The 23,343-nt window shown below is 69.3% G+C and carries 21 protein-coding genes; 10 read left to right on the top strand and 11 right to left on the bottom strand.

Annotation, left to right across the window (positions count from 1 at the left end; all coding sequences use genetic code 11):
• Positions 1–90 precede the first annotated feature (90 nt).
• Positions 91–1,170 carry an aminopeptidase gene (locus ACQE3M_RS02490; RefSeq protein ID WP_430503886.1) on the bottom strand — a complete coding sequence of 360 codons (1,080 nt, stop codon included), beginning with the start codon at positions 1,168–1,170 and terminating at the stop codon, positions 91–93.
• A 182-nt stretch (positions 1,171–1,352) separates the two neighbouring features.
• On the opposite strand from ACQE3M_RS02490, the gene ACQE3M_RS02485 reads away from it, so the two are divergent.
• A complete protein-coding gene (locus tag ACQE3M_RS02485; RefSeq protein WP_430503885.1) occupies positions 1,353–2,330 on the top strand; it encodes a M48 family metallopeptidase in 978 nt (325 codons plus the stop codon).
• Between the two features lie 52 nt (positions 2,331–2,382).
• Here ACQE3M_RS02485 and uppS read toward each other — a convergent pair whose 3' ends face one another.
• Positions 2,383–3,336, bottom strand: a complete 954-nt coding sequence (gene uppS / locus ACQE3M_RS02480; RefSeq protein ID WP_430503884.1) for a polyprenyl diphosphate synthase — start codon at positions 3,334–3,336, stop codon at positions 2,383–2,385.
• 105 nt (positions 3,337–3,441) lie between these two features.
• Between uppS and ACQE3M_RS02475 the strand changes: the two genes are divergently transcribed.
• From ACQE3M_RS02475 to ACQE3M_RS02465, 3 genes are all read left to right on the top strand, one after another.
• Positions 3,442–3,717 carry a 4a-hydroxytetrahydrobiopterin dehydratase gene (locus ACQE3M_RS02475; RefSeq protein ID WP_430503883.1) on the top strand — a complete coding sequence of 92 codons (276 nt, stop codon included), beginning with the start codon at positions 3,442–3,444 and terminating at the stop codon, positions 3,715–3,717.
• Between the two features lie 3 nt (positions 3,718–3,720).
• A complete protein-coding gene (gene lwrS, locus ACQE3M_RS02470) occupies positions 3,721–4,086 on the top strand; it encodes an LWR-salt protein (protein ID WP_430503882.1) in 366 nt (121 codons plus the stop codon).
• 130 nt (positions 4,087–4,216) lie between these two features.
• Positions 4,217–4,360, top strand: coding sequence for a hypothetical protein (locus tag ACQE3M_RS02465; protein WP_430503881.1), 144 nt, complete (start codon positions 4,217–4,219; stop codon positions 4,358–4,360).
• A 45-nt stretch (positions 4,361–4,405) separates the two neighbouring features.
• On the opposite strand, the gene ACQE3M_RS02460 is transcribed toward ACQE3M_RS02465, so the two are convergent.
• Entirely contained in the window at positions 4,406–5,530 is a 1,125-nt protein-coding gene (locus ACQE3M_RS02460) for a phosphoribosylaminoimidazolesuccinocarboxamide synthase (protein ID WP_430503880.1), read from the bottom strand.
• A gap of 181 nt (positions 5,531–5,711) precedes the next feature.
• Between ACQE3M_RS02460 and ACQE3M_RS02455 the strand changes: the two genes are divergently transcribed.
• From ACQE3M_RS02455 to ACQE3M_RS02435, 5 genes are all read left to right on the top strand, one after another.
• Positions 5,712–6,953, top strand: coding sequence for an ornithine cyclodeaminase, nickel-pincer nucleotide-dependent (locus tag ACQE3M_RS02455; protein ID WP_430503879.1), 1,242 nt, complete (start codon positions 5,712–5,714; stop codon positions 6,951–6,953).
• Between the two features lie 963 nt (positions 6,954–7,916).
• Positions 7,917–8,168 carry a phosphoribosylformylglycinamidine synthase subunit PurS gene (purS, locus tag ACQE3M_RS02450; RefSeq protein ID WP_430503878.1) on the top strand — a complete coding sequence of 84 codons (252 nt, stop codon included), beginning with the start codon at positions 7,917–7,919 and terminating at the stop codon, positions 8,166–8,168.
• Positions 8,165–8,842, top strand: a complete 678-nt coding sequence (gene purQ, locus ACQE3M_RS02445) for a phosphoribosylformylglycinamidine synthase I (protein WP_430503877.1) — start codon at positions 8,165–8,167, stop codon at positions 8,840–8,842. The genes purS and purQ overlap by 4 nt, the downstream gene beginning before the upstream one ends.
• 117 nt (positions 8,843–8,959) lie before the next feature.
• On the top strand, positions 8,960–10,738 hold the full coding sequence (gene ilvD, locus ACQE3M_RS02440) for a dihydroxy-acid dehydratase (RefSeq protein ID WP_430503876.1): 1,779 nt from the start codon (positions 8,960–8,962) through the stop codon (positions 10,736–10,738).
• An 85-nt stretch (positions 10,739–10,823) separates the two neighbouring features.
• A complete protein-coding gene (locus tag ACQE3M_RS02435; RefSeq protein ID WP_430503875.1) occupies positions 10,824–10,970 on the top strand; it encodes a hypothetical protein in 147 nt (48 codons plus the stop codon).
• A 62-nt stretch (positions 10,971–11,032) separates the two neighbouring features.
• Here ACQE3M_RS02435 and ACQE3M_RS02430 read toward each other — a convergent pair whose 3' ends face one another.
• Together ACQE3M_RS02430 and ACQE3M_RS02425 are read right to left on the bottom strand one after the other, a co-directional pair.
• Positions 11,033–11,971 carry a CPBP family intramembrane glutamic endopeptidase gene (locus tag ACQE3M_RS02430; protein ID WP_430503874.1) on the bottom strand — a complete coding sequence of 313 codons (939 nt, stop codon included), beginning with the start codon at positions 11,969–11,971 and terminating at the stop codon, positions 11,033–11,035.
• Positions 11,972–12,092: 121 nt separating this feature from the next.
• The gene (locus ACQE3M_RS02425) at positions 12,093–12,638 is read right to left on the bottom strand and encodes an NUDIX hydrolase (RefSeq protein ID WP_430503873.1); all 546 of its coding nucleotides are present in this window, start codon (positions 12,636–12,638) and stop codon (positions 12,093–12,095) included.
• 418 nt (positions 12,639–13,056) lie between these two features.
• On the opposite strand from ACQE3M_RS02425, the gene ACQE3M_RS02420 reads away from it, so the two are divergent.
• On the top strand, positions 13,057–14,070 hold the full coding sequence (locus ACQE3M_RS02420) for a transcription initiation factor IIB (protein WP_430503872.1): 1,014 nt from the start codon (positions 13,057–13,059) through the stop codon (positions 14,068–14,070).
• Positions 14,071–14,243: 173 nt separating this feature from the next.
• On the opposite strand, the gene ACQE3M_RS02415 is transcribed toward ACQE3M_RS02420, so the two are convergent.
• The 6 genes from ACQE3M_RS02415 to ACQE3M_RS02390 all read right to left on the bottom strand — a co-directional run bounded on the left by ACQE3M_RS02415 (position 14,244) and on the right by ACQE3M_RS02390 (position 23,229).
• Positions 14,244–15,047 carry an aldo/keto reductase gene (locus ACQE3M_RS02415; protein WP_430503871.1) on the bottom strand — a complete coding sequence of 268 codons (804 nt, stop codon included), beginning with the start codon at positions 15,045–15,047 and terminating at the stop codon, positions 14,244–14,246.
• Between the two features lie 185 nt (positions 15,048–15,232).
• Entirely contained in the window at positions 15,233–16,087 is an 855-nt protein-coding gene (locus ACQE3M_RS02410) for a ZIP family metal transporter (protein WP_430503870.1), read from the bottom strand.
• 148 nt (positions 16,088–16,235) lie between these two features.
• Positions 16,236–16,868 (bottom strand): DsbA family oxidoreductase, encoded by a 633-nt coding sequence (locus tag ACQE3M_RS02405; protein ID WP_430503869.1) that lies wholly within the window; start codon positions 16,866–16,868, stop codon positions 16,236–16,238.
• A gap of 79 nt (positions 16,869–16,947) precedes the next feature.
• Positions 16,948–17,703, bottom strand: a complete 756-nt coding sequence (locus ACQE3M_RS02400; protein WP_430503868.1) for a DICT sensory domain-containing protein — start codon at positions 17,701–17,703, stop codon at positions 16,948–16,950.
• 117 nt (positions 17,704–17,820) lie between these two features.
• The gene (locus ACQE3M_RS02395; protein WP_430503867.1) at positions 17,821–20,481 is read right to left on the bottom strand and encodes a heavy metal translocating P-type ATPase; all 2,661 of its coding nucleotides are present in this window, start codon (positions 20,479–20,481) and stop codon (positions 17,821–17,823) included.
• 132 nt (positions 20,482–20,613) lie between these two features.
• Positions 20,614–23,229 (bottom strand): heavy metal translocating P-type ATPase, encoded by a 2,616-nt coding sequence (locus tag ACQE3M_RS02390; RefSeq protein ID WP_430503866.1) that lies wholly within the window; start codon positions 23,227–23,229, stop codon positions 20,614–20,616.
• Positions 23,230–23,343: the final 114 nt, after the last annotated feature.

The following is a 23,343-nucleotide window of genomic DNA, read 5'->3' as shown; positions in this document are numbered from 1 at the left end:
TCAAGCCCGAGCCGCTCTATCTGGATCTCGGACAGAACCCCTATGGGGATCCGACTCCGGAACGACGGCGTCTCCCCTGGGCGTGTGACTTCAGAAGTCGTCCTCGAACACGAACGTCCCGTCGCGCTGGACGACTTCGCCGTCGACCTCGATGCGTGAGTCCTCGCTCATGTCGACGATCATGTCGACGTGTTCGGCCGACTCGTTCTGCTCGTTCTCCTCGCCGACGGTCTCCCCGTACGCGGAGCCGACGGCCATGTGGACGGTGTCGCCCATCTTCTCGTCGAACAGCATGTTATTCGTAAACGTATCGATAGCTCGGTTCATCCCGATGCCGAGTTCGCCAAGGTAGCGGGAGCCCTCGTCGGTGTCGAGGATGGAGCCGAGCAGCGCCTCGTTGCGCTCGGCGGAATGGCTCACGACCTGGCCGTCCTCGAAGCGCAGGCGCGCGCCCTCGATCTGGCGGCCGTAGCGGTACAGCGGCAGGTCGAAGTACACCTCGCCCTCGACGCTCTCCGTGACCGGCGCCGTGAACACCTCGCCGCCGGGGAGGTTGGCCTCGCCGTAGTCGTTGAGCGTCTCGTTGCCGGCGACGGACATGGTCACGTCGGTCTCCTCGCCGGAGACGATCCGGACCTCGTCGGCGCCGTCGAGGATCTCGACCATGTTCGCCTGGAACTCGCGCTGGGCGTCCCAGTCGAGCGTGACGGCGTCGTAGACGAAGTTCTCGTACGCCTCCGTACTCATTCCGGCCAGCTGCGCGTGCGCGGGCGTCGGGAACTGCGTGAGACACCAGGTCTTCTCGAGGCGCTCGCGCTTGATCTCCTCGCGGGCGCGGTTGTAGGCGGCGTTGGTGTCGGCGTCGACGTCGGCGCCCTCGGAGACGTTCGGCCCGCCCCGGGCGATGACGAACACGTCGGTCTCCTCGTAGAGCGCGAGCTCGTGGTCCGGCTCCTCGAACTCGTCCGCGGCCCGCTTGAACGCGCGGTCGGCGCGGTCGGAGTAGTTGACGAACAGGGGGTTGGCGCCCCGCTCGCCGCAGATCTCGTGGAGCGCGACCGCGAGGTCCTCGGCCTGGCTCGGCAGCTGGATGACGACGTTGTCGCCCGACTCGATCTCGGTCGAGTGATTGGCGATGATCTCCGCGTGTTCGCGAATACGGGGGTCCATACCCGCCAGTTTCGCGCCCGGGAGGTAGTGGTTTCGGAGTCCGGGCGGGTTGCCGGCGACCACGGCGACGAGGGCGACGGCGCCGGCGACGCCGCTGTGCTGTTCGTCGCACGCGACGCCACCAGTCGACCCCGCGCACGCCCGCCGGAATCTGTTTCAGGGTCGCCGCCGTGCCTCGCCCTATGGGCCGACTCGGAGTGCGACTCGCGATGGCGGCGGTGGGCCTGACCCTCCTCGCCGGCTACCTCGCCGCCGCGTACCTCGGCTATCTCGGGCTCTACTGGCTCTGGACGAACCGACCGGACCTCTCGACGCTCGTCGCCATCGTCGTCGGGGTCGGTATCGTCTCCGCGTACCTCAGCTATCGACTCGGGACGAGCCAGCTCCTGGCCGCGCTCGAGACGAACCGGCTCCCCCGGAGTCGCGCGCCGGGCCTCCACCGGCGCGTCGACGAACTCGCGGCGCGGATGGACGTCGACCGCCCGGACCTGTTCCTCACGCGAGCGCACGCGCCGAACGCCGTCGCCATCGGCGGTGCCGAGCGCGGCGCGCTGGTGCTGGACCGGTCGCTGTTCCGACTGCTCCAGCCGGCCGAACTGGAGGCGATCATCGCCCACGAGCTCGCCCACCTCGAACGCAACGACGGCCTGTTGCTGGCGGTGGTGCAGGGGCTCAGTCGCACGGTCGTCGGCCTGGTGACGGTCGCGCTGGTGCCGGCGATCCTCGCGCTGTCGGGGCTCGCCCGTGGATCGGCGTGGCTGCGCGGGCGACCGTTCGACCGGTCCGGCCCCTTCGCGCGCCTCCGCCGACTCGTCCTCAGTGCGCCGATGCTCCTGGTCGTGGCGACGACGCTGCTCGTTCGCGCCCGGTCACGACGCCGCGAGTTCGCCGCCGACGACCGTGCGGCGTCGGTGACCGGCAACCCCGAGGCGCTGGCCCGGGCCCTAAAAAAGATCGAGCGCGCGCAGGAGCCCGCGTGGCCGCTCGCGCCGCTGTCCTCCCACCGCGAATCGGAGAGCCGCATCGAGCGCTGGCTCTCGACGCACCCCTCGACCGACGAGCGCATCGAGCGGTTGGCGGAGCAGGCCGAGTCCCGCGAGCAACAGCGCGAACGACGACGCGAGGGGAACGAGGGGCCGACAGTGATCCCGATCGAGTAGCCCGCGGCTACCTGCTCGGCTCGCAGCACGGTCCGTCGACCCGGCACGCGTCTCAGTCCGCCGTCTCGACGTCCGGGTCCGTTCCCGGCAGCTCCTCCGGGACCGCGTCGGCGACGACCGCGGCGTCGCTCTCGGTGCCGGACAGCTGCTCGCGAAGCCGGCTCGCGACGGCACGGGCGTCGGTGACCTCGACCTCCGCGACCGCGCGAACGAGCGCGGCGGCACGTTTCGCGCGCGTCCGCTGCCAGGACGCCGCCCGCGATTCGTAGGTCCGGACCGCCCTGAGGAAGTCGACGCGGGAGAACTCCGGCCAGTAGGGCGCACAGAAGTAGACGGCAGCCTCGTTGCCGTTGGCGTGCCACGGGAGGAAGTTCGAGGTGCGCTCGTCGCCGCCGGTCCGGACGATGAGGTCCACGTCGCGGACCGGCTGGCGATAGAGCCGGTCCTCGACCTCGGCGACGTCGACGTCCTCGGGGGCGAGCTCCCCCGCCTCGACGTCGCGGGCGACCTCGCGGGCTGCCCGGAGGAGCTCGTTGCGACCGCCGTACGCGAGCGCGACGTTGAGCCGGAACTCGTCGTGGTCGGCGGTCCGGCGCTCCGCGTACGCGACGGCGTCGCGGAGGCGGTCCGGGAGGCGGTCGATGTCGCCGATCGCGCGGATGCAGACCTCCTCCTCGTGGACGCGGTCGGCATCGGCGAACTCGCGGAGCTTCTCGGTCAGCAGGTCGAAGAGGGGTTCGAGCTCCTCGTCCGGGCGCTCGAAGTTCTCGGTCGAAAAGGCGTACAGCGTCAGCTCGTCGATCCCCAGCTCGGCACACCAGTCGAGCACCTGCTCGGTGGTCGAGGCGCCGGCCCGGTGGCCGTCGGGCGCGTCCGCGCCCTGCTTCTCGGCGTAGCGCCGGTTCCCGTCCTGAATGATGGCGACGTGGGTCGGGGCGTCGCCGATCTCCCGGCGCAGCAGTCGCTCGTAGCCGCGTTCGAAGACGTCGGTGAGTCGACCCAGCACGTCCGTCCGAACGGCGTCGGTGGATATGTGTCTTTTGCGACGCGTCCGGAACTGGGCCCGCCACTGCGGGAACACTTTTCCGGCGGGCGAACAACATCGCCAGACATGCCCGACGTGTTATCCGACGAGGAGGTCGAACGCCAGCTTCCCGAGGGCTGGGCGTACGAGGACAGCGAAATCGCGCGCACGTTCGAGTTCGACGACTACCTCGACGGCGTCGCCTTCGCGAGCACCGTCGGCGAGGTCGCCGAGGAGGAGTTCCACCACCCGGAGATCGTCATCGGCTACGAGGAGGTCGAGGTGCGCTTCCGCACCCACGAGGCCGACGGCATTACGGAGAAGGACATCCGGCTTGCGGGGCTCGTCAACGACGAGTTCTGACGGATGGACGCCGCCTACGTCTTCCACGTCGAGTTCCAGCTCACGCCGTCCGGCGTCAGCGTCTCCCCGGACCGCTTCGAGACGACGATGGAGGTGCCGGCCGTCGACCCCGGGACCACCGGCTGGCTCTTCTTCCGCAACCGCCTCTGGCGCGGGGAGCTGGGCGACCCGAGCCACTACCGCGAGGTCGCCAGCGACCGGCTCGGCGTGGACGTCGTCGCCGTCGACTTCCGCGAACTGCGGACTGACCAGGAGTACCTCGACGCGCTCCGGGAGGAGATCGCCGAGGACCTGACGCTTTTTAAGGCGGACTCCGTCGAGGAGGTCGTTCGGAAGTACCTCGGCTCCTCGATCCACGTTCGCGACTGAAGGGAACGGTTCGGAGTCAGTCGGAGACGCCGTTGCGGCCGATCAGCTACCCGCTTTAGGCCCGTAGCACCGTATCTATCGACGGGCGCGCCGCCCGGATTTAAACCAGATCGGTCCGATTATCCACGCGATGCGGGGATCCGGAGACACGACGACGTTCCTGCTGTTACTCCTGCTGTCGTTCCTCGCGCTGCTGCTGTTCCTCTACTACGTCGGCCGCGTGCTCGCGGGGTTGCCGGATCCCCTGCCGGAATTCGCGGTGCTGGTCTTATAATCGCGGTACTTACCTTATAAAAGGAGCCGCCCGTCAAAGACGCGCCTAGAGGTCCCGAACGGCGTCGACCGCGTCGTCGATGCCGGGCGCGTCGAACCAGTCGGCCCCGGTGTACGCGTTCGCACCGGCGCCGTAGAGGTCCGCGATAGCGCCGAGGACGTCCGCGGGCAACTCCGTCGGCGAGTCGTCACAGATGGTGCGCCAGTCCGCGACGTCCGGGTAGTCCTCGACGGCGTCCTTCGCCTCGGCGACGGCTTCGACCCACTCGGGGTCGTTCCGCTTGTACCACTGCCGGACGACCTCCTTCGAGACCTCCTGGCCGTCGTACGCGAACCGGTTCTCGTCGAACGTGCCGACGACGTCCGCGACGCGGACCTCGCCGTCGACGTAGAGGCACTCGATCTTCCCGTCCTCGTGGACGAACCCCTGTGCCTCGGCGCGGTCGGTGACGACCCGGTTCACGTCGCGGGCGAGGGCCTCGAGCGCGTCGACGTCGGCGGCCCCCGAGATGCGGTCGGCCTCCTCGCGGGTGAGGTAGCGGTCCTGCTCCTCGTACTTCGTGGAGAACTCGACGACCGGTTCCGGGAGGTCGACGACCTCGTCGGGCCACTCGTCGAAGTCGAGGTCGAAGTCGGCGGGCTCCCGGCGCTTCCGGAGGCTGGAGCCGACCGGGACCGTGTTCCGGAAGACGATCTCGAGGGGGACGAGGAAGTTCCCGCCCGCGGCGGCGTGGTAGGCGTCGTAGTCGTAGCCGGCGCCGTAGTCGTCGTCGGTGCCGGCGCCGTCGCCCGCGTCGCCGTCGCCCGCGTCGCCGTCGCCCGCGTCGCCGCCCTCGTAGGGGAGGTCCGGCACCTGCGTCAGCTCGATGGCCATCTCCGTCGGCGCGCCGCCAGCCTCGTCGAGGTCGACGACGGCCTCCTCGGGATCGGCGCCCGCGTCGACTGCGTCGGGGTCGACGACGCCCCGGTAGTGAGTCGGGACCCCCTCGGCTTCGAGCAGCTCGAAGTTGTACGCGCCCATCGCACAGAGGCTCGCGCCCTTGTTCGGGATGGCGTCGGGCATCTGGCCCCAGTCGAAGACGGAGTACGCGTCGGTGAAGACGAACCGTCCCCGGCCGAGAGCGTCGTCGCTCGCGGACTCCACGACGCGGAACTCCTTCACGCTCGTCATACACGATACCCTGCGGGGCTACCCCATGAATCTTTCACTTTCGTGCCCAGCGAACCCGTTTTACCCCTTTCAATATGCACGACCATGGATAAGATGGATGCACCCCCGCCGCGGGCGGCGGCGCGCTCGTAACTGCTACGGAAGGGGAAACCCACAAGCGCCGCCGGTTCGATGCTTCGATATGACTCACACGCGGACGATCGAACTCGAGGGCCACATCATCGACTCGGGGCTCATGCAGCGGGCTTTCACGATGGTGATGGAGCTGGGCGGGTCCTTCGAGGTAGAGGAGTTCGAGGTCGGGAAGCACGAGGACGAGGAATCGTACTGCCGGCTCGCGATCTCCGCCGAGGAAGAGGCGACGCTCCAGGAGATCCTCCACGAGCTCCACCAGAACGGCGCCGTGCTGGCGAACCCCTCGGACGCCACGCTCGAGCCCGCGCCGGCGGACCAGGTCGTCCCCTCCGGCTTCTATTCGACGACGAACCACCCGACCGAGATCCGGTACGAGGGCGAGTGGATCGAGGTCGAGAACATCGAGATGGACTGCGCCATCGTCGTGGAGCCGACCGGCGGCCCCGACGGCGGCCCGCGCGCGGAGACGAAGGTGCTCAACGCGGTCGAGGAGGGCGACCTCGTCGCCACCGACGAGGCCGGCATCCGCGTGCAACCGCCGGAGCGCCCCCGCGGCTCCGGCGGCCCCTTCGGCTTCATGCAGGGCGGCGTCTCCGCGGAGCGACCCTCCGAATCCCTCATCCGCGAGGTCGCCGACGAGCTCGTGGCGGCCAAGGAGAACGGCGACTCGGTGCTCGTCGTCGCCGGGCCGGCCGTGATCCACGCGGGCGCGGGCGACGACCTCGCGCGCCTCGTCCGTGAGGGGTACGTCGACGCGCTCTCGGCCGGCAACGGCTTCGCGACGCACGACCTGGAGCGCTCCGTCTACGGCACCTCGCTCGGGATGGACGTCGAGACGCTCGAGAACCCGCGGAAGGGCCACAAACACCACATCTGGACGATCAGTGAGATCATCCGCGCCGGCGGCATCGAGGAGGCGATCGACGAGGGCATCGTCGGCAGCGGCGTGATGTACGAGTGCGTTCAAAACGACGTCCCCTACGTCCTCGCGGGCTCGATCCGCGACGACGGGCCCCTCCCGGACACCATCACCGACTCCGTCGAGGCCCAGAACGCGATCCGCGAGCAGGCCCGCGAGGCCGACCTCGTCCTGATGCTCTCGACGCTGCTCCACTCCGTCGCGGTCGGGAACTGTCTCCCCTCGACGACGCCGACCGTCTGCGTCGACATCGACCCGGCCACCGTCACGCAGCTCGCCGACCGCGGCTCGGCCCAGGCCGTCGGCATCGTCACCGACATCGGGACGTTCGTGCCGACACTGGCCGAATTCGTGCTGGACGACGTGTGACCAGTTCGCGCGTTTCGCGACGAACGGTTTCGGATGCGTGGCCAGGCCCTCGAGCAGTCGCGTTTATAAATAACGCCGATTCTCGCCTCGGGCGACACCAATGGACCCGCCCGGAAAGCCCCCAGCCGCTGAGTGCTCGCACTTATAAATAGGATCAGCTATCGTCGCCTGCGACACCACTCGGTACACGTAGAAAGCCCCAGCCGCTGAGCGGTCGCGCTGCTCGCTGCGCGCCTCGCCAGCTCACTCGCTCCCTTCGGTCGCTCATTCGCTGGCTCGGTGCTTACGTCGCAGGGCGTCCCGCTCAGCGGCTGCCCCTTTCAGTCCCACCCACCGAGTGGTGGCGGGGCGTCGCTCGCGGCAGCTCTCCGGCGGTCGTCGTTCGCCAGCTGGCCGGCGGGCGGTGCGGGGCGGTCGGCGCGCGCGAGCAACGCGTGCGAGGGAGGCCGGTGGCGCGCCGCGGCGGTGCGGGGCCGGCGCGCCCCGGCCGAGGCTGGGGAGGGCTGAGGTATTGCGGTTGCCGTGCGGTGCCGTTGCTGTCGCGGTTGCTGTGGCGGTCCTGGCGGACTGAAAGGGCGACGGCCGGTCGCGCCGGAGGGGAGTCGCTGAGACAGGCCCTATCTGCGCCGGGCGGTGCGGAGAGGCGCAGATATCCTGCTCAGCGACCGCGAGCGGCCGAGGGCTTTCTGGGTGTTGTGGGGCAGTATAGCAGAGTCTGCACTTGCGCATCCAGTTTATAAGCAAGAGCGGCCGAGGGCTTTCTCGGTGATGGCGTTGCTATCGAGATCAATCCCACACCATCGCTTCAAATCAACTGCAGTCCGAGAGCCACCAGAGAGATTACCGACGGACAGTCCAGCGATCACTTATAAACAATTCAATCAAACACCGGATCCACCCACAAACGTGCATAACACGAAGTTTCCAAAACCGTTTTTGCACACGACCCCGCACTACTCATTGATGACAGCCTACACTGCGACCGTGACCGTCCGGCTGAAGCGGGGCGTGCTCGACCCCGAGGCCGAGACGACCCAGCAGGCGCTCGAACGGCTCGGGTTCGAGCTCGAGGACCTCCGGTCGGCCGACCGGTTCGAGGTCGACCTCGAGGCCGCGGACGCCGACGAGGCGGAAGCTCGTGCCGACGAGATGGCCGAGCGCCTCCTGGCGAACCCGACCATCCACGACTACGAGGTCGCGGTCGCGGAACGATGAGCGTCACCGTCGTCCAGTTCGGCGGCTCGAACTGCGACCGGGACGCCGTCCGCGCGCTCGAGCACCTCGGCGTCGACGCCGAGCGTCGCTGGCACGAGGACGGGCTCCCCGCCGACACCGACGGGATCGTCCTCCCCGGCGGCTTCTCCTACGGCGACTACCTCCGCGCGGGCGCGATGGCCGCGCGCGCGCCGATCATGGACGAGGTGCGCGAGGCGGCCGAGAACGGCGTCCCCGTCCTCGGCGTCTGCAACGGCGCCCAGATCGGCTCGGAGTCCGGGCTCACCGCGGGCGCGTTCACGACGAACGCCAGCGCGCGCTTCCAGTGTGAACCGGTCCACCTCCGCGTCGAGCGTGCGGATACCCCCTGGACCGCCGCCTACGACGAGGGCGACGTCATCGAGGTCCCCATCGCCCACGGCGAGGGGCGCTTCGAGATCGAGGCGTCGGCCCACGAGCAGCTGCTCGCGGACGACCGCGTGCTCTTCCGCTACTGCGACGCCGACGGCAACGTCACGGACGCGGCCAATCCGAACGGCTCCACCGACAACGTCGCCGGCATCCTCGGCGAGCGCGAGACGGTCGCCGTGCTGATGCCCCACCCCGAGCGCGCGACGCTGCCGGACGTGGCGTCGAGCACGGACGGCGCCGGCGTCCTGCACGGCTTCGTTTAACCCGGTAGGCAGCGGTCCTTTCGTTCGAGATACCCACACACGTTCGTCAGCCTCGGGACATTCTGCAAACCTTGACCACTCGGCGCCTTTTAACCATCCCCAGCGCAAGTGGGTGATATGAGCAAACAGGAGCGAACGTCGGAGACGGCCACCGACGTCGACGACGCTGAGAAGTTCGCGGGGACGAAAGACGAGCGTCTCCGGAGCCGCGAGGTGACGGAGGGCGCCGAGCGCGCGCCGCACCGCTCGATGTTCCGGGCGATGGGCTTCGACGACGAGGACCTCTCCTCCCCGATGGTCGGCGTCCCGAACCCCGCCGCCGACATCACGCCGTGTAACGTCCACCTCGACGACGTCGCCGACGCTGCCATCGACGGCATCGACGACGCGGGCGGGATGCCCATCGAGTTCGGCACGATCACCATCTCGGACGCCATCTCGATGGGGACGGAGGGGATGAAGGCCTCGCTCATCTCGCGGGAGGTCATCGCCGACTCCGTCGAGCTCGTCTCCTTCGGCGAGCGCATGGACGCGCTGGTCACCGTCGCGGGCTGCGACAAGAACCTCCCCGGCATGCTGATGGCGGCGATCCGGACGGACCTCCCCTCGGTCTTCCTCTACGGCGGCTCGATCATGCCCGGCCAGCACGACGGCCGCGACGTCACCATCGTCCAGGTGTTCGAGGGCGTCGGCGCCTACGCGGAAGGTGAGATGGACGACGACGAGCTCGACGAGCTGGAGCGCAACGCCTGCCCCGGCGCGGGCTCCTGCGGCGGGATGTTCACCGCGAACACGATGGCGTCCATCTCCGAGGCGCTCGGGCTGGCGCCGCTCGGCTCCGCGTCGCCGCCGGCCGAGGACGAGGAGCGCTACGCGGTCGCCGAGCGCGCCGGCGAGCTGGTCGTCGACTGCATCGAGCACGACCGCCGCCCTTCCGACCTCCTCACGCGGAAGTCCTTCGAGAACGCCATCGCGCTCCAGACGGCGATCGGCGGCTCGACGAACGCGGTCCTCCACCTGCTCGCGCTCGCCGCGGAGGCCGGCGTCGACCTCTCGATCGAGGACTTCGACGAGATCTCCCAGCGCACGCCGAAGATCGCGAACCTCCAGCCCGGCGGCATGCGCGTGATGAACGACCTCCACGAGCTCGGCGGCGTCCCGGTCGTCATCCGCCGGCTCATGGAGGCCGGCCTGTTCCACGGCGACCAGCTGACCGTCACCGGCCGCACCATCGCCGAGGAGCTGGAGCGCCTCGAGGAGCAGGGCGAGCTGCCCCCGGACGAGGAGATCGAGGCCGACTTCCTCTACCCCGTCGACGAGCCGAAACAGCCCGAGGGCGCCATCAAGATCCTCACGGGCAACCTCGCACCCGACGGCGCCGTGCTGAAGGCGACCGGGCAGGACCAGTTCTTCCACGAGGGGCCCGCGCGCGTCTTCGAGAACGAGGAGGACGCGATGGAGTACGTCCAGACCGGCAAGATCGCCTCCGGCGACGTCATCGTCATCCGCAACGAGGGCCCACAGGGCGGCCCCGGCATGCGCGAGATGCTCGGCGTCACCGCCGCCGTCGTCGGCGCGGGCCACGAGGACGACGTCGCGCTGCTAACCGACGGCCGCTTCTCCGGCGGCACCCGCGGCCCGATGATCGGCCACGTCGCGCCTGAGGCCGCCGTCGGCGGCCCGATCGGTCTCATCGAAGACGGCGACGAGGTCACCGTCGACATTCCCGCCCGCGAGCTGTCGGTCGACCTCTCCGACGAGGAGCTCGCGGAGCGGCGTGAGGCCTACGAACCGCGCGACGCGCCGTACGACGCCGGCGTCCTCGCGAAGTTCGCCCGCGACTTCGGCTCCGCAGCCAACGGCGCCATCACGAACCCCGCGCTGAAGGAGCACTAGCGGTCCGTCCGGTGGAGCTGGCAGCGGTTCTCGAACCGCCGGAACGACCGAAACCGCCTTTTTCCTGACTCGCCGAATCTCACCCATGCACGTACTCCTGCACGAGGGGCACACGGAAGCGGCGGCGACCGCGACGACCGCCGACCCGGCAACGATGGCCGTGACCGCGGTCGGGCTGGTGCTGGTCGCCGCACTGCTCGGTTACGGCGTTAAGCGGGTCGCGGGTGACTGAAACGGGGTCGCGCGTCCCTTCCGGGGCGACGAGCTCAGTGTAGGGATAATTGCGATTATTTATCAGTGAGCGCTGACCACGTCGCCGCTGACCACGTCGCTGGCGACGTCGGTTCCCTCGACGACTACGCTGGCGACGTCGACAATGTCGATGCCGCTGACGACGCCGAGGGCCGTCTCGACGGCGGGCGCGAGGAGCGCGACGTCGCCGCTGTAGGTTATCGAGACGTAGAGGAACGAGAACAGCGTCGCGTTGTAGACGCCGTGGATGAGCGCCGGGACGACGATGTTGCCGGTGTACTCGTAGCTCACGCCGAACACCAGCGCGGGGACGACCAGGACGCCGAGCGCGACGAGGTTGCCCGTCGGCGAGCCGCCCGACAGCGCGAACCAGTGGAGCCCGGCGAATACCGTGCTCGCGAGGCCGATAGCGACGGCCGGGCTGAACACCTCCCGGAGGCGTCCCTGGACGACGCCGCGGAACAGCAGCTCCTCGCCCGGCCCGATGAGGAGGATCGACGCGGGGATTAACAGCAGCAGGATCTCGGGGTTCTCCATCCCCATCTCGGCGGCCGCGTTCGTTCCCGTATCGACCTGGAACCGCGAGACGAGCAGCGATCCGGCGATGGCGCCCCCGAACGCGACGAGGTAGCCGCCGACCACGACGAGCACGTCGCGAAGCCCCGGCAGCGAGGCCCCGATCCGGAACCGGGTCGTGTCGCCCGCGAGGCCCAGCTGCCGGCGGATCGCCGGCCCGATCCGGGGGCGGAGTCGGACGTACGCGTAGGCGACGCCCGCACAGCCGACCCCCTGGACGAAGACGAGCCCCAAGACGATCTGCATCGTCCCCGTCAGCGCGATCCCGGCGACAGCGACGAGTCCGAAGCCGACGACGAACGTGAGCAGGAAGCCGAACAGAAGTCCGCCGGCTCCAAGCCCCAGCGCGGAGACGAGCGCGACGATCGGCCGCACGGCCGAGTCGTCGCCCGGTGCCGTTGACATACCCCCTCGTAGGGGCGACAGGCGGAAAACAGTTCCTTCGTCGCGGGACGGAGCGCCGGTTTGCCGGGGGACGACCCAACAACCGGTGGCAGTGGAACGCCAGCGATGCAGCAGCGCTGCGTCAGCGCTCCGTGAGCTCGTACTGCGTCACGGCCGTCACCGTCCGACCGTCCCGACGCGCGCCGTCGAGGACCGCCTCGAGGAGCGTCTCGTAGTCGACGGTGTCGACGCGGATCGACTCGTTGTGGTCGAGGTCCTGCTCGGCCGTCGGCCGACAGCCGCGAGCGACGAAGTGGTGATGGACGGAGTTGGCGATGCCGTTCGACGGTTCGACGGTGACCAGATGCTCGAACTCGTCCGCCTCGTAGCCGGTCTCCTCCGCGAGTTCCCGCGCGGCCGCGCTCTCGAGGTCGGCCGCGTCCTCGGGCTCGACGCCGCCGGCCGGGATCCCCCGGTTGACGCGGCCGACCGCCTGGCGCCACTCCTCGATGAGGACGACGTCGCCGTCGGGCGTGAACGGGAGCACGACGACGGCCGGCGGTTCGTCGACGTAGTGAAACTCCCCGTCCGTGCCGTCCGGGAAGCGCACCTCGTCCCGGCGCACGTCGAAGCCGGGACAGGTATAGTCGATCGCCGTGTCCGTCGTCTCCCACACGAGGTCGGTCATATCGACTCGTAGACGGGCGACGACCTAAAAAGGGGCACCGGTTCGACTCTTGGGAGGAGCCGCGAATCCTCCCGGCGGTCGGCGACCGTTCTCCCCGCTCGTCGCGTCGGCGAGCCGTGGTATCGCGTGCCAGCCGATCCGTAAGGGTTTATAGTGTTGAACCAGCGGCTTCGGCCCGACGAATCGGGTTGCCAGCGACGGGACGAAATCGCAAGCCGGAGCCGTGGTGTGCCGTGAACCGGCTGCAGAGAGCCTGAGAGACCGGAACGGAGGTGAAAGAATTGCGTCGTTTGGGAACAGATGGCGCGAAACATTTATATACTCAACCGCATTACTAAGAGTGAAGACAAACTGAGCGCGACCCACGAGTTATATGGGTTGCGTTCCCGGGCTTGCCGCCCTCCGACTTGTATCCAACATGAGTGAGAGACGATTCCGCGCACACCAGCGCAACGACACGGACGAGGAAACGAACGAGACCAACGAGACGGCCGAGACGGACGCGCACTCGACGCTGACCTGCCCCGAGTGTGACAGCTCCGTGAAGAGCGAAGGCGCCGAGACCGTCTGTGAGTCGTGTGGCCTCGTCGTCGACTCCGGCGAGATCGACCGCGGACCGGAATGGCGCGCGTTCGACTCCGCCGAGCGCGACGAGAAGTCCCGCGTCGGCGCCCCGACCACGAAGATGATGCACGACAAGGGGCTCTCGACGAACATCGGCTGGCAGGACAAGGACGGCTACGGCAACTCGCTGTCCTCGAGCCAGCGGCAGAAGATGCAGCGGCTCCGGACCTGGAACGAGCGCTTCCGCACGCGCGACAGCAAGGAGCGCAACCTGAAGCAGGCCCTCGGCGAGATCGAGCGGATGGCCTCCGCGCTCGGGCTGCCGGAGAACGTCCGCGAGACGGCCTCCGTCATCTACCGCCAGGCGCTCGACCAGGACCTGCTGCCGGGTCGCTCCATCGAGGGGATCGCGACCGCCAGCCTCCAGGCGGCCGCCCGCATGGAGCAGGTGCCCCGCTCGATCGACGAGATCGCGGCGGTCACCCGCGTCGACGCCGAGGAGTTCAAGCGCGCGTACCGGTACATCAACCGGGAGCTCAAGCTGGAGATCCAGCCGGCCGACCCGCTGGAGTACCTCCCGCGGTTCGCCAGCGAGCTCGACGTCCCGGACGAGACCGAGCGCCGGTCCCGCGACCTGCTCGAGCAGGGCAAAAAGCAGAACGTCCACTCGGGCAAGTCGCCGGTCGGCCTCGCGGCCGCGGCCATCTACGCGGCCGCCCAGCTCACCAACGTCGACCTGACCCAGAGCGAGGTCAGCGACGCGACGGACATGAGCGAGGTCACCATCCGGAACCGGTACCAGGAGCTCCTCCAGGCTGAGGAAGCCCGGTACCCCGGCTTCGGCGGTGGCGACTCCGCGGAAGCGTGATCGGCATTTTCTCTCTTCACTCTACTCGGTAGCGGTGCCACTGTCTCTGTGTCGACGCGGCCGCCGCTGGAAGCGACGCGGTGTTCAGTAGTCGGTTCCGCCGTTCGGCTCGAGGTTTAGTTCTCGACTCGAGGTTCAGTCCCAAACTCGGCGATCAGTCCCCGACTCGGCGATCAGTTCCCGACGTTCCACGGCGCGTCCGGGAAGTCGACGACGCGAGTTCGTCGCTCCAGTTCGTCGATTCGCTCGACGTCGCGCTCGTCGAGTGACACGCCCGTCGCGCGGAGGTTCTCCCGAATGTGCGCCGGCGTCGTCGACTTCGGGATCACGACGACCCCGTCCTTCGACAGGAGCCACGCGAGTGCGACCTGGGCCGGGGAGCTCCCGTGCTTCTCCGCGACGGCCGCCAGTTCGGGGACCTGAAAGACCGCCCCCTTCGCCAGCGGCGAGTAGGCGACCAGGTGGTGGTCGTGTTCCCGGGCGAGCCGGCGCAGCTCCGGCTGGGGCAGGAGCGGGTGACATTCGACCTCGTGGGCGAACACCGGCGCGTCGAGCACGTCCATCGCCTCACGGAGGAGGGCCGGGGTGAAATTCGAGAGGCCGACGTGGCGGATCGTCCCCCGGTCGACGAGCTCGTCGAACGCCGGGAGCGTCTCCGCCGGCTCGTAGCTGCGGATCGGCCAGTGAACGTAGAGGAGATCGATCGCGTCGACGCCGAGGCGCTCGCGACTCCGGCGCGCGTGGTCGAGGACGTCGTCGTAAGAGAGGTGCTTCGAGTGGACCTTCGTCGACACGAAGACGTCCTCCCGGGCCACGTCCGCGGCCTCGATCGCCTCGCCGACCGCGCGCTCGTTCCCGTACATCTCCGCCGTGTCGACGTGCCGGTAGCCCGCCTCCAGTGCGCACGTCACGGCCCTGCGGCAGTCCTCCGGCGAGACGTCGTAGGTGCCGATCCCGACGGGCGGCAGGTCACGCATCGGCTCCCACTCTCCCGATCCGCCCGGTCGATCGCGAATACGGTCCGTCCGGAATGACCATAGCTGCACACGCCGCGGACCGCACAAATCTGTTTCCCGAAGGAGATTTGTGTATCGTCCCCGTCATTTCGCCGGACCCACCGGATATCGCCCGAGCAGTCAGGGTGGAGTCCTGCCCGTACCACTCACAGGAGCCACCACGCGCCGAAGACGACGACCCCGCCGACGGTCGTCCCGGCGACGGCGTGGAGCCGGAGCCGGTCGAGCAGGGAGTGGGCGTGGGCGTCCGGTTCCGTCGTGACGAGCTCGTGGATCTCCCCGCCGACCTCGCACTCCGGGAGGAAGTCCATCCCGAGGTGGAGGAAGATCCCCGTCGCGAAGCCGAAGAGGACGGCCGACGAGCCCGCGGTGAGCGCGATCCCGGAAAAGCGTGCGGCGAGCGCGGCGACGCCCATCGCCGCCGCGGGCAGCGCCAGCGGCCAGATGGGACGGCCGTTCAGCGAGAGCCGGCGGCCGGCCGCGTAGCCGACGGGGCCCTTGTGGGAGGCGATCGCGAGCCCGAGAACGACGCCGAGCTGTGGGTCCGCGGCGTAGAGCGCGCCGAGGACGATGCCGGCGGCGACGGCGTGGGCCGTGATCTGCGCGGTCGTCTGGTCGATGGGGAGCGAGACGTGCGAGAGGCGGTGGCCGATGGCGTGGCTGCCGTAGCCGGAGACGAGCCCGAGCGCGATGCCCGCGCCGCCCAGCTTCGGGTCGTAGCCGATGGCCTTCGGAACGAGGAAGATGGCCGCGCTCGTGATCATCGCCCCGCCGGCGAGGCCGTACCCCCAGACGAAGCCGAAGGGGTTCCGGCTCTGCTGGCCGGCGCCGAGCACGATACCGACGCTCATCGCGAGGAACGCCGCCCAGCTGACGACGACGACCGTGAACCCACGGCCGACGGCGACGGCGTACGCGGACAGCGCGACGAGCGCGGCGACGCTCACCGCGGCGAGAATCATCGAGCGCCGCTGGACCGCGCCCGCTGTCGTCTCAGTCATGTCGAATCGGAGGACGAGGACGCTTGAAAAACGCACGGCTCGCGGCCGAGTGCGTGGGTTCCACAGCCACGCCGGACCGGAGACTGGTGGCTGTTCACTCGCGGGGCGGTACTTAAAAAGAACCGCGTCGTCCGAGGGGAAACCCGCGTCAGACGCCCTCGATCAGGCGCTCGAACTGCTCCGGGGGGATGGCACCGCGGGCGGCGTGCTCGTCGTAGACGAACGTCGGGATACCGGTGATGCCTAGCTCCTGGGCCTGCTCGAAACGCTCCTCGAGCTCGGCGTCCAGCCCGTCGTCGTCGACGGCGCTGCGGACCTCGCTCTCCGGGACGCCGGCCTCGCCGGCGACGTCGACGAGGACCTCGACGTCACCGATGTCGCGGCCGTCCTGCCAGAGCGCCTCGAAGGTGCGCTCGTGGAAGTCGAGGAACGTCTCGTCGTCGTAGGACCCCTTGACGTACAGCGCGACCTTCTGGGCGTTCCAGGAGTCGACCTCCAGCGAGTAGTCGAGCGTCATGTCGACGTCGTACTCCGCCTTCAGCTTCTCGACGTTCTCGCGGACTTCAGCGAAGTAGTCGTCGTCCTTCCCGTCGTCGACGTCGTGGTCGATCGTGCCGTCCTCGTTGCGCTTGTAGCCGCGGAGGTCGAAGACGCGCCACTCGACCGCCGGCGGATCCTCGGCCTCCTCGCGGTACTGCTGCATCGCGGCACGGCCGAGATAGCAGAACGGGCAGACGTAATCCGAGAACACCGTCAGCTTGTCGGGTGAAACCTGGCTCACGTCGATTTATACGGTTTCGAGCTGGATAAGCGGATCAGTTCGGTGGGTCGGTGCGGCGGCGTCGACCGCCGAATCAGGGTCACAGGTTCCGTTGAACGTACTTGTTGATCGCGACCACGCGCTCCTCGTCGTACGTCCAGAAGCCGTCCCAGCGTCGCGGCCCCGTTTCGACCGCCACCAGCGCCGCGTGCGGACTCGTGCCGTCCTCCGGGACGTAGACGACGAACCAGGCGTCCTGGAACTCCTCGGACCAGCCGCCGTGCATCGTCACGTCGAACTCCGGTTCCGGCTGCCAGTCCGGGACGCCGTAGACGTGCGTGTCGGTGTCGCTGTTCGCCAGCCGCTCGTACACGCTCCGCGTCCCTTGCTCGTCGTCGGTCCGGGAGAGCCGCTGAAAGGAGGCACGATGGCGACCACCCTCGTGTTCGAGCGCGAGCCGCTCGATGTACCGCGAGACCGTGATCAACAGGAGCTTCTCCTTGTTCGACTCCGGATAGCCACGGAGGTTGAAGCGAGTGTCAGTGAGTCCGTCGATCACCGCGGGCATCTCCAGGTTCTTCATCCCGCCCGACCCGGTGACGTACAGGTCCGAGTTGATGAGCAGGATGGCGTCCCGCAGCTCGGCCAGCGTCGAGGAGGCGACGACCTCCTCGCCGTCGAGCAGGTAGACCATGTTCGTCGCCTCCCGTTCGAGCTCCCGCTCGTCGACGTCGACGGGCTGGTCAGCGAAGAGGTCCTCGAACATGGTCCGGATCGGGTCCGGGGCCTCGTAGTTGACTAGCACCAGCGACAGGGAGGACGACTCGGTGGTCTCGATGAATTCCCGGAGATTCATTGGTCGATCCGTTAGGCCAATTTCGGCACTGACCAAAAACCCTGGCGTCCGGACCGGTACGCTGCGTCCCGACTCGCCGTGGCATTCTCCCTGGACACCCCCAGGCACCCCTATCAGTCACCCATCGAGCAGGTCGCGAGAGCTGTTGAGGCCGACGAGGCCGCCGCTGATGGCCACGGCGAGAGCCGCCGTCAGCGGGTTGAACAGCCCGAGGAGCGCCGCGGGGATGGCGATCGCGTTGTAGGTCAGTCCCAGCGCGAGGTTCCGGACCACGTGCCGGCGCGCCGCGGCGGCGAGGTCGAAGGCGGTCTCGACCGCCCCGAGGTCGTCGTCGACGATGGCCACGTCGGCGGCGTCGGCCGCGAGCGCCGTCCCGCTCCCGAGTGAGACCCCGAGGTCGGCCTGTGCGAGCGCCGGGGCGTCGTTCGTCCCGTCCCCGACCATCGCCACGCGCCCGCTCCGCTGGAAGCGCCGAACCGTCGCCGTCTTCCCCGCGGGCGGGACTCCCGCGAAGACGTGGTCCACCGCGTCCTGTCGGTCGAAAAAGGCCGTCGCCTCCGGGTCGTCACCGGTCAGCACGGCGACGTCGACGCCGCGCTCGGCCAGGCTCGTGAGCGTTGTCTCCCAGCCGTCCCGCGGTTCGTCGCCCACGACGACCACGCCCTCGGCCTTCCCGTCGCGGCCGACGACGACCGGGAGTCGGCCGAAGCCCCGGGCCTCTTGGGCCCGCTCCGCGACGTCGTCCGCGACCGTCCACCCCTGCTCGTCGAACAGGGCGAGACTGCCGACGAGGAGGTCCTCGTCGGCGACCACGCCCCCGACGCCGTTCGTGTAGGTGGCGAACTCGCGGATCGTCGGCTCGGATTCCGCGGAATCGGCGTCGGTGGCGTCGGTGGTGTCGCCGCCGTCGCCGCCGTCGGGTCGCTTCTCGCCGTCGCCGCCGTCGGGTCGCGTCTCGCCGTCGACCGCTGACGCCCCCGCCGTCGCCGGAGCGAACGCGTCCACGATGGCGGCGGCGGCCGGGTGCGCCGCGCGCCGCTCCAGTGTTGCGGCGGCGACGAGCAGGTCCTCGGGGGCGTCGGCCGCGACGACGTGCATCTCGCCGGTCGTGAGCGTACCCGTCTTGTCGAAGACGACGACGTCGACGTCGCGGAGGCGCTCGAAGATGGTCTCGTCGAAGACGACGATCCCGCGGTCCATCGCCGAGCGGATGCTGCTCGCGACGGAGAGCGGCGTCGCCAGCCCGAGCGTCCACGGACACGCCACGAACAGCGCGAGCAACGCCCCGAGGACGGCCTGGCCGGGCGCGCCGCCCGTCGTGAGGACGGTGCCGGCGACGCCGACGGCGAGGAGGGCGAGCAACGGGGCGACGTAGCCCGTGACCCGATCCGCGCGCCGCTGGACTCCGTGGTCCGCGCTCTGGATGGTCCACAGCGCCTCCGTGATCCGGTCGATGCTGCTCGTGACCGGGTCGCCGACGGTCACGACGGCCGCGCCGTCGGTAACGACGGAGCCGCCGATCACCGCGTCGCCCTCGCGTTTCACCACCGGCAGCGCCTCGCCGGTGACGACCGCCTCCTCGACCGTGCAGACGTCCTCGTCGAGCGTCCCGTCGACCGGCACGCGCTCGCCCTCGCGGACGAGCACGCGGTCGCCCGGGTCGAGAGCCTCGACCGGAACCTCCTCGGTGGTGCCGTCGGGCTCGTAGCGACGGGCGTCGTCGACCTGCGAGACGGTGAGCTCCGTAAGCCGGGCCAGCGCGCGCTGCTTGATCGCGGTCTCGTAGAAGGCGGCGCCGGTGACGACGGCGGCGACGACGATCGTCAGGTCGTAGTAGATGTCGTTCTGCCCGACGAGGACGGCGCCGGTTCCGTACCAGAACGCGCTCATCGCCGTGATGGCGACCAGCAGGTCGGTGTTGGGCCGGCGCATCTTCAGGCTCGTGTAGGCCCCGCGGAGGACGGGTTTCCCGGTGAATACGAGGACGATCCCGGTCAGCACGAAGTAGATGCGCAGGAAAAGGAAGCCGCTGGCCCCGCTCAACTCGAAGGCGCCTTTATACGTCGCGAGGGCCGGGTGGTCGACGACGGTGGCGAGGTGTGCGGGGTACAGCACCGCGACGTACGGGATCAGCAGGAAGGCGCCGAAGACGATCCCCGCGGCGTAGCGGAGTCCGAGGATCTCGTCGCTCCGGCGCTTCCGGACCCCCTCGACCTCCCGGGAGCGACGCGTCCCGCCGGTCGCGGCGTCGTCGACTTCGGCCGTCTCCGTCCGGAGGTGGGCGGTATAGCCGGTCGTCGAAAGCGCGTCCCGCAGGTCGCGCGCCGAGGTCGCCTCGGGGTCGTGGTCGACCCGGATCGTCTCCGTGACGTAGCTCGCCTCCGCGGCGACGACGCCGGGCTGTGATTCGGCGACCGATTCGAGATACGCCTCACACGTTGCGGCGTGCATCCCGTCGACGCGGAGGAAGCTGCGGTCGGTTGCCGAGTCGCCGGCGTGGTCGTCCGCGGGTGGGCCGACGTCCGCCTCGGCAGCAGCGCCGGCCGTGGCATCGGCTCGGTCGGCGTTGCCGGCCGGATCCGGCTCGTCGCCGTCGAGCGTGCGAGCGACGTCCCGACAGCCGGGCGAGCAGAAGGTAGAATCGCCGTCGTCCGCCTCGCGACCGTCCGCCTCGCGACCGTCCCCCTCGCGGCCGTCGCCCTCGTCCACCTCATCGCCGTCGAACGCGACGCTCCCACTGCCGGTTTCGGTCCCACAGAGGTCACAGGTGTCGGGCATACTCGGGATGGTCGAACGGCCAGTACCGGTAACTGGCGGGCGCGAGGGCAAAGTCCCTGCGCTCGGGGGAGCGACGCCGGGGTACGGTCCATCGCCGCGACGCGGGGTGCAGTCCGCCGCCGTCGACGGTGGCTACTCGGCCGGTTGGTCCGCGGTCTCGAACTCGTCGGGGGCGATCCGGGACAGCCGCATCGCGTTGGCCGTCACGGCGGTCGTCATGCCGGCGTCGCCGGCGAGCACGGCGAGCCAGATGGGGACGTAGCCGAAGGGGACGGCGAGCGCCAGGCCGGCCTTGACCGCGAGGCTCGCGTAGATGTTCCCGCGGATGACGTCGTTGGCGTCGTGGGCGAGCTCGTAGAGGTACGGGAGTCGCGTGAGGTCGTCGCCCATCAGCGCGATGTCGGCCGTCTCGAGGGCGGTGTCGGTCCCGGCGGCGCCCATCGCGACCCCGACCGTCGCCGTCGCGAGGGCGGGGGCGTCGTTGACGCCGTCGCCGACCATCGCGACGCCGTCGTACTCGTCGGTGAGCGCCTCGATGGCCGCGACCTTGTCCTCGGGCAGCAGCTCCGCGCGGACGTCGTCGACGCCGAGCTCGTCGGCGATGGCCCGGGCCGTCCGCTCGTTGTCGCCCGTGAGCATCACGACGTGCTCGACGCCGAGGGCGTGGAGGCGGTCGACGGCGTACTTCGATTCGGGTCGGACCTCGTCGGCGATGGCGATGACCCCCTCCAGCGCCTCGTCGGTGCCGACGAGGACGACCGTCTTCCCCTGGGCCTGCAGCTCCGGGACCAGGTCCTCGAGCAGGTCGAGACACCGGTTCCGTTCGCAGAGCTGCCGGGTCTTTTTCGTGACGACGCCACCGTCCGTCGCGGCGTGGACGTGCGAGAGGTCGAAGCCGAGGTCCGCGAAGAAAGCGGGCTTGCCGGCGTAGTGGGTGGTGCCGTCGAGGTCGGCGCGGACGCCCTTGCCGGTGATGCTCTCGAAGTTCGACACCTCGCGGGTGCCGACCGCCGCCTCGGCCGCGCGCTCGACGATGGCGTCCCCGATGGGGTGCTCGCTCCGCGATTCGAGGCCGCGCGCGCAGCGCAGGACGTCTTCCTCGGTGTTGTCGCCGAGCGGGACGACGTCGGTGACGGTCAGTTCGCCGAGCGTGAGCGTGCCGGTCTTGTCGAGGGCGACGGCGTCGACCTCGCCCATCGCCTCCAGGTGGTTGCCGCCCTTTATCAGGACCCCGTTCTTCGCCGCGCTCGTGATGCCGGAGACGACGGAGACGGGCGTCGAGATGACGAACGCACAGGGGCAGGCGAGCACGAGCAGCGTCAGCCCGTAGACGAACGACTGCGTCCAGGTGACGCCGAGCAACGAGGGCGTCGCGAGGGTGGTCAGGACCGCGAACGCGACGACGACGGGCGTGTAGTAGCCAGCGAAGCGGTCGACGAACTGCTCGCGCTCGGTCCGGTTCCCCTGTGCGTCCTCGACCATCTCGATGATCCGGGACAGGGTGTTCTCGCCGGCCTCGGAGGTGACCCGCACCTCGAGGTACCCCTGCTCGTTGATCGTCCCGGCGAACACCTCGTCGCCCGCGACCTTGTCGACGGGAACGCTCTCGCCGGTGATCGGCGCCTGGTTGACGGCGCTTTCGCCCTCGATCACCTCGCCGTCCATCGGGATCTTCTTGCCCGGCTTGACGACGACGACGTCGCCGACGCGGACTTCGTCGACCGGAACTGTCCGCTCCTCGCCGTCGCGCCGGACCGTCGCCTCGTCCGGCGAGAGGTCCATCAGCTCCTGCAGGGAGTTGCGCGCCTTGTCCATCGAGTAGCGTTCGAGGAGCTCGGCCACGCTGAAGAGGAACGCGAGCGTCGCGGCCTCCATGTACAGCGCTTCGCCGAAGCCGAGACTGACGGTCACGGCGCCGAGGATCGCCAGCGACATCAGGAGGTCGATGTCGAGGTTCCGGTTGCGGACGGAGAAGTAGCCGCCGCGGACGATCTCCTGGCCACCGGCGACGACGGCCGCGAGGAACAGCAGGTCGGCGACCGCGAGTTCGGCCGGGCCCGCCGAGAGAACGCCGACGTTCAGTCCGGTGAGGACGAACTCGACGAGGAGCCCGGCGATCGCGAAGACGCCGCTGATCCACGTCTTGATCGCTCGCGTGCTTCGCCAGACGCTCTCGGGTTCGGGGACGCCCGCCGACTCGCCTTCCGTCGTCGCCGTCGTGTCGACGACCTCGTAGCCGGCACGCTCGACGGCGCTCGTCAGTTCCGCGGCCGACGTGCGGGACTGGTCGTACGTGACGACGACCTTCCCGGTCGTCGGCTCGGGGCGCTGCGCGACGACGCCGACGACGTCGGCGAGCGCGGTCTCGACCTTGTCCGCACAGGACGGGCAGTCCATGTCGGGCACGGAGAACGTCTCCGTGACCTCGCCGACGCCGGACGCGACCGTGTAGCCCGCGCTCTCGACGCGATCCGCGACCGCCTCGACGTTCGCACCGTCCGGGTCGTACCGGACCGTCAGCGTCCCAGTCGTGATCTCGGGGTCGACGGTCTCGACGGCGTCGAGCTCCTGGACGCTGTTGCGGACCTTCCCCGCACAGGAGGGGCAGTCCATGTCGGGGACCGACAGCTGGACCGTCGACTCCCGACCCAGGTCACCGCCGCCGTCTCGGTCGGACTCGACGTCGCCACCGGCAGGCGTCCCCGGCCCGGACGAGTCGTCCGGCGGCGAATCGGCAGGATCGCTCATTGTCCGGACCTAACTCCCCCACGGATATTAATCCAGCTATCAAATACCGCCGTCTATACACTAATAGTTGGTAAATAGTAGACCATATATTAATAACTCGGGCGGCGCGTCGCT

This window comes from Halosubterraneus shenae (genome assembly GCF_050510935.1).
In the GTDB taxonomy this organism is placed as follows: Archaea; Halobacteriota; Halobacteria; order Halobacteriales; family Haloferacaceae; genus JBDGPU01.
Note: the sequence above shows the minus strand (reverse complement) of the source record. Positions and strands in the feature narration are given on the sequence as shown.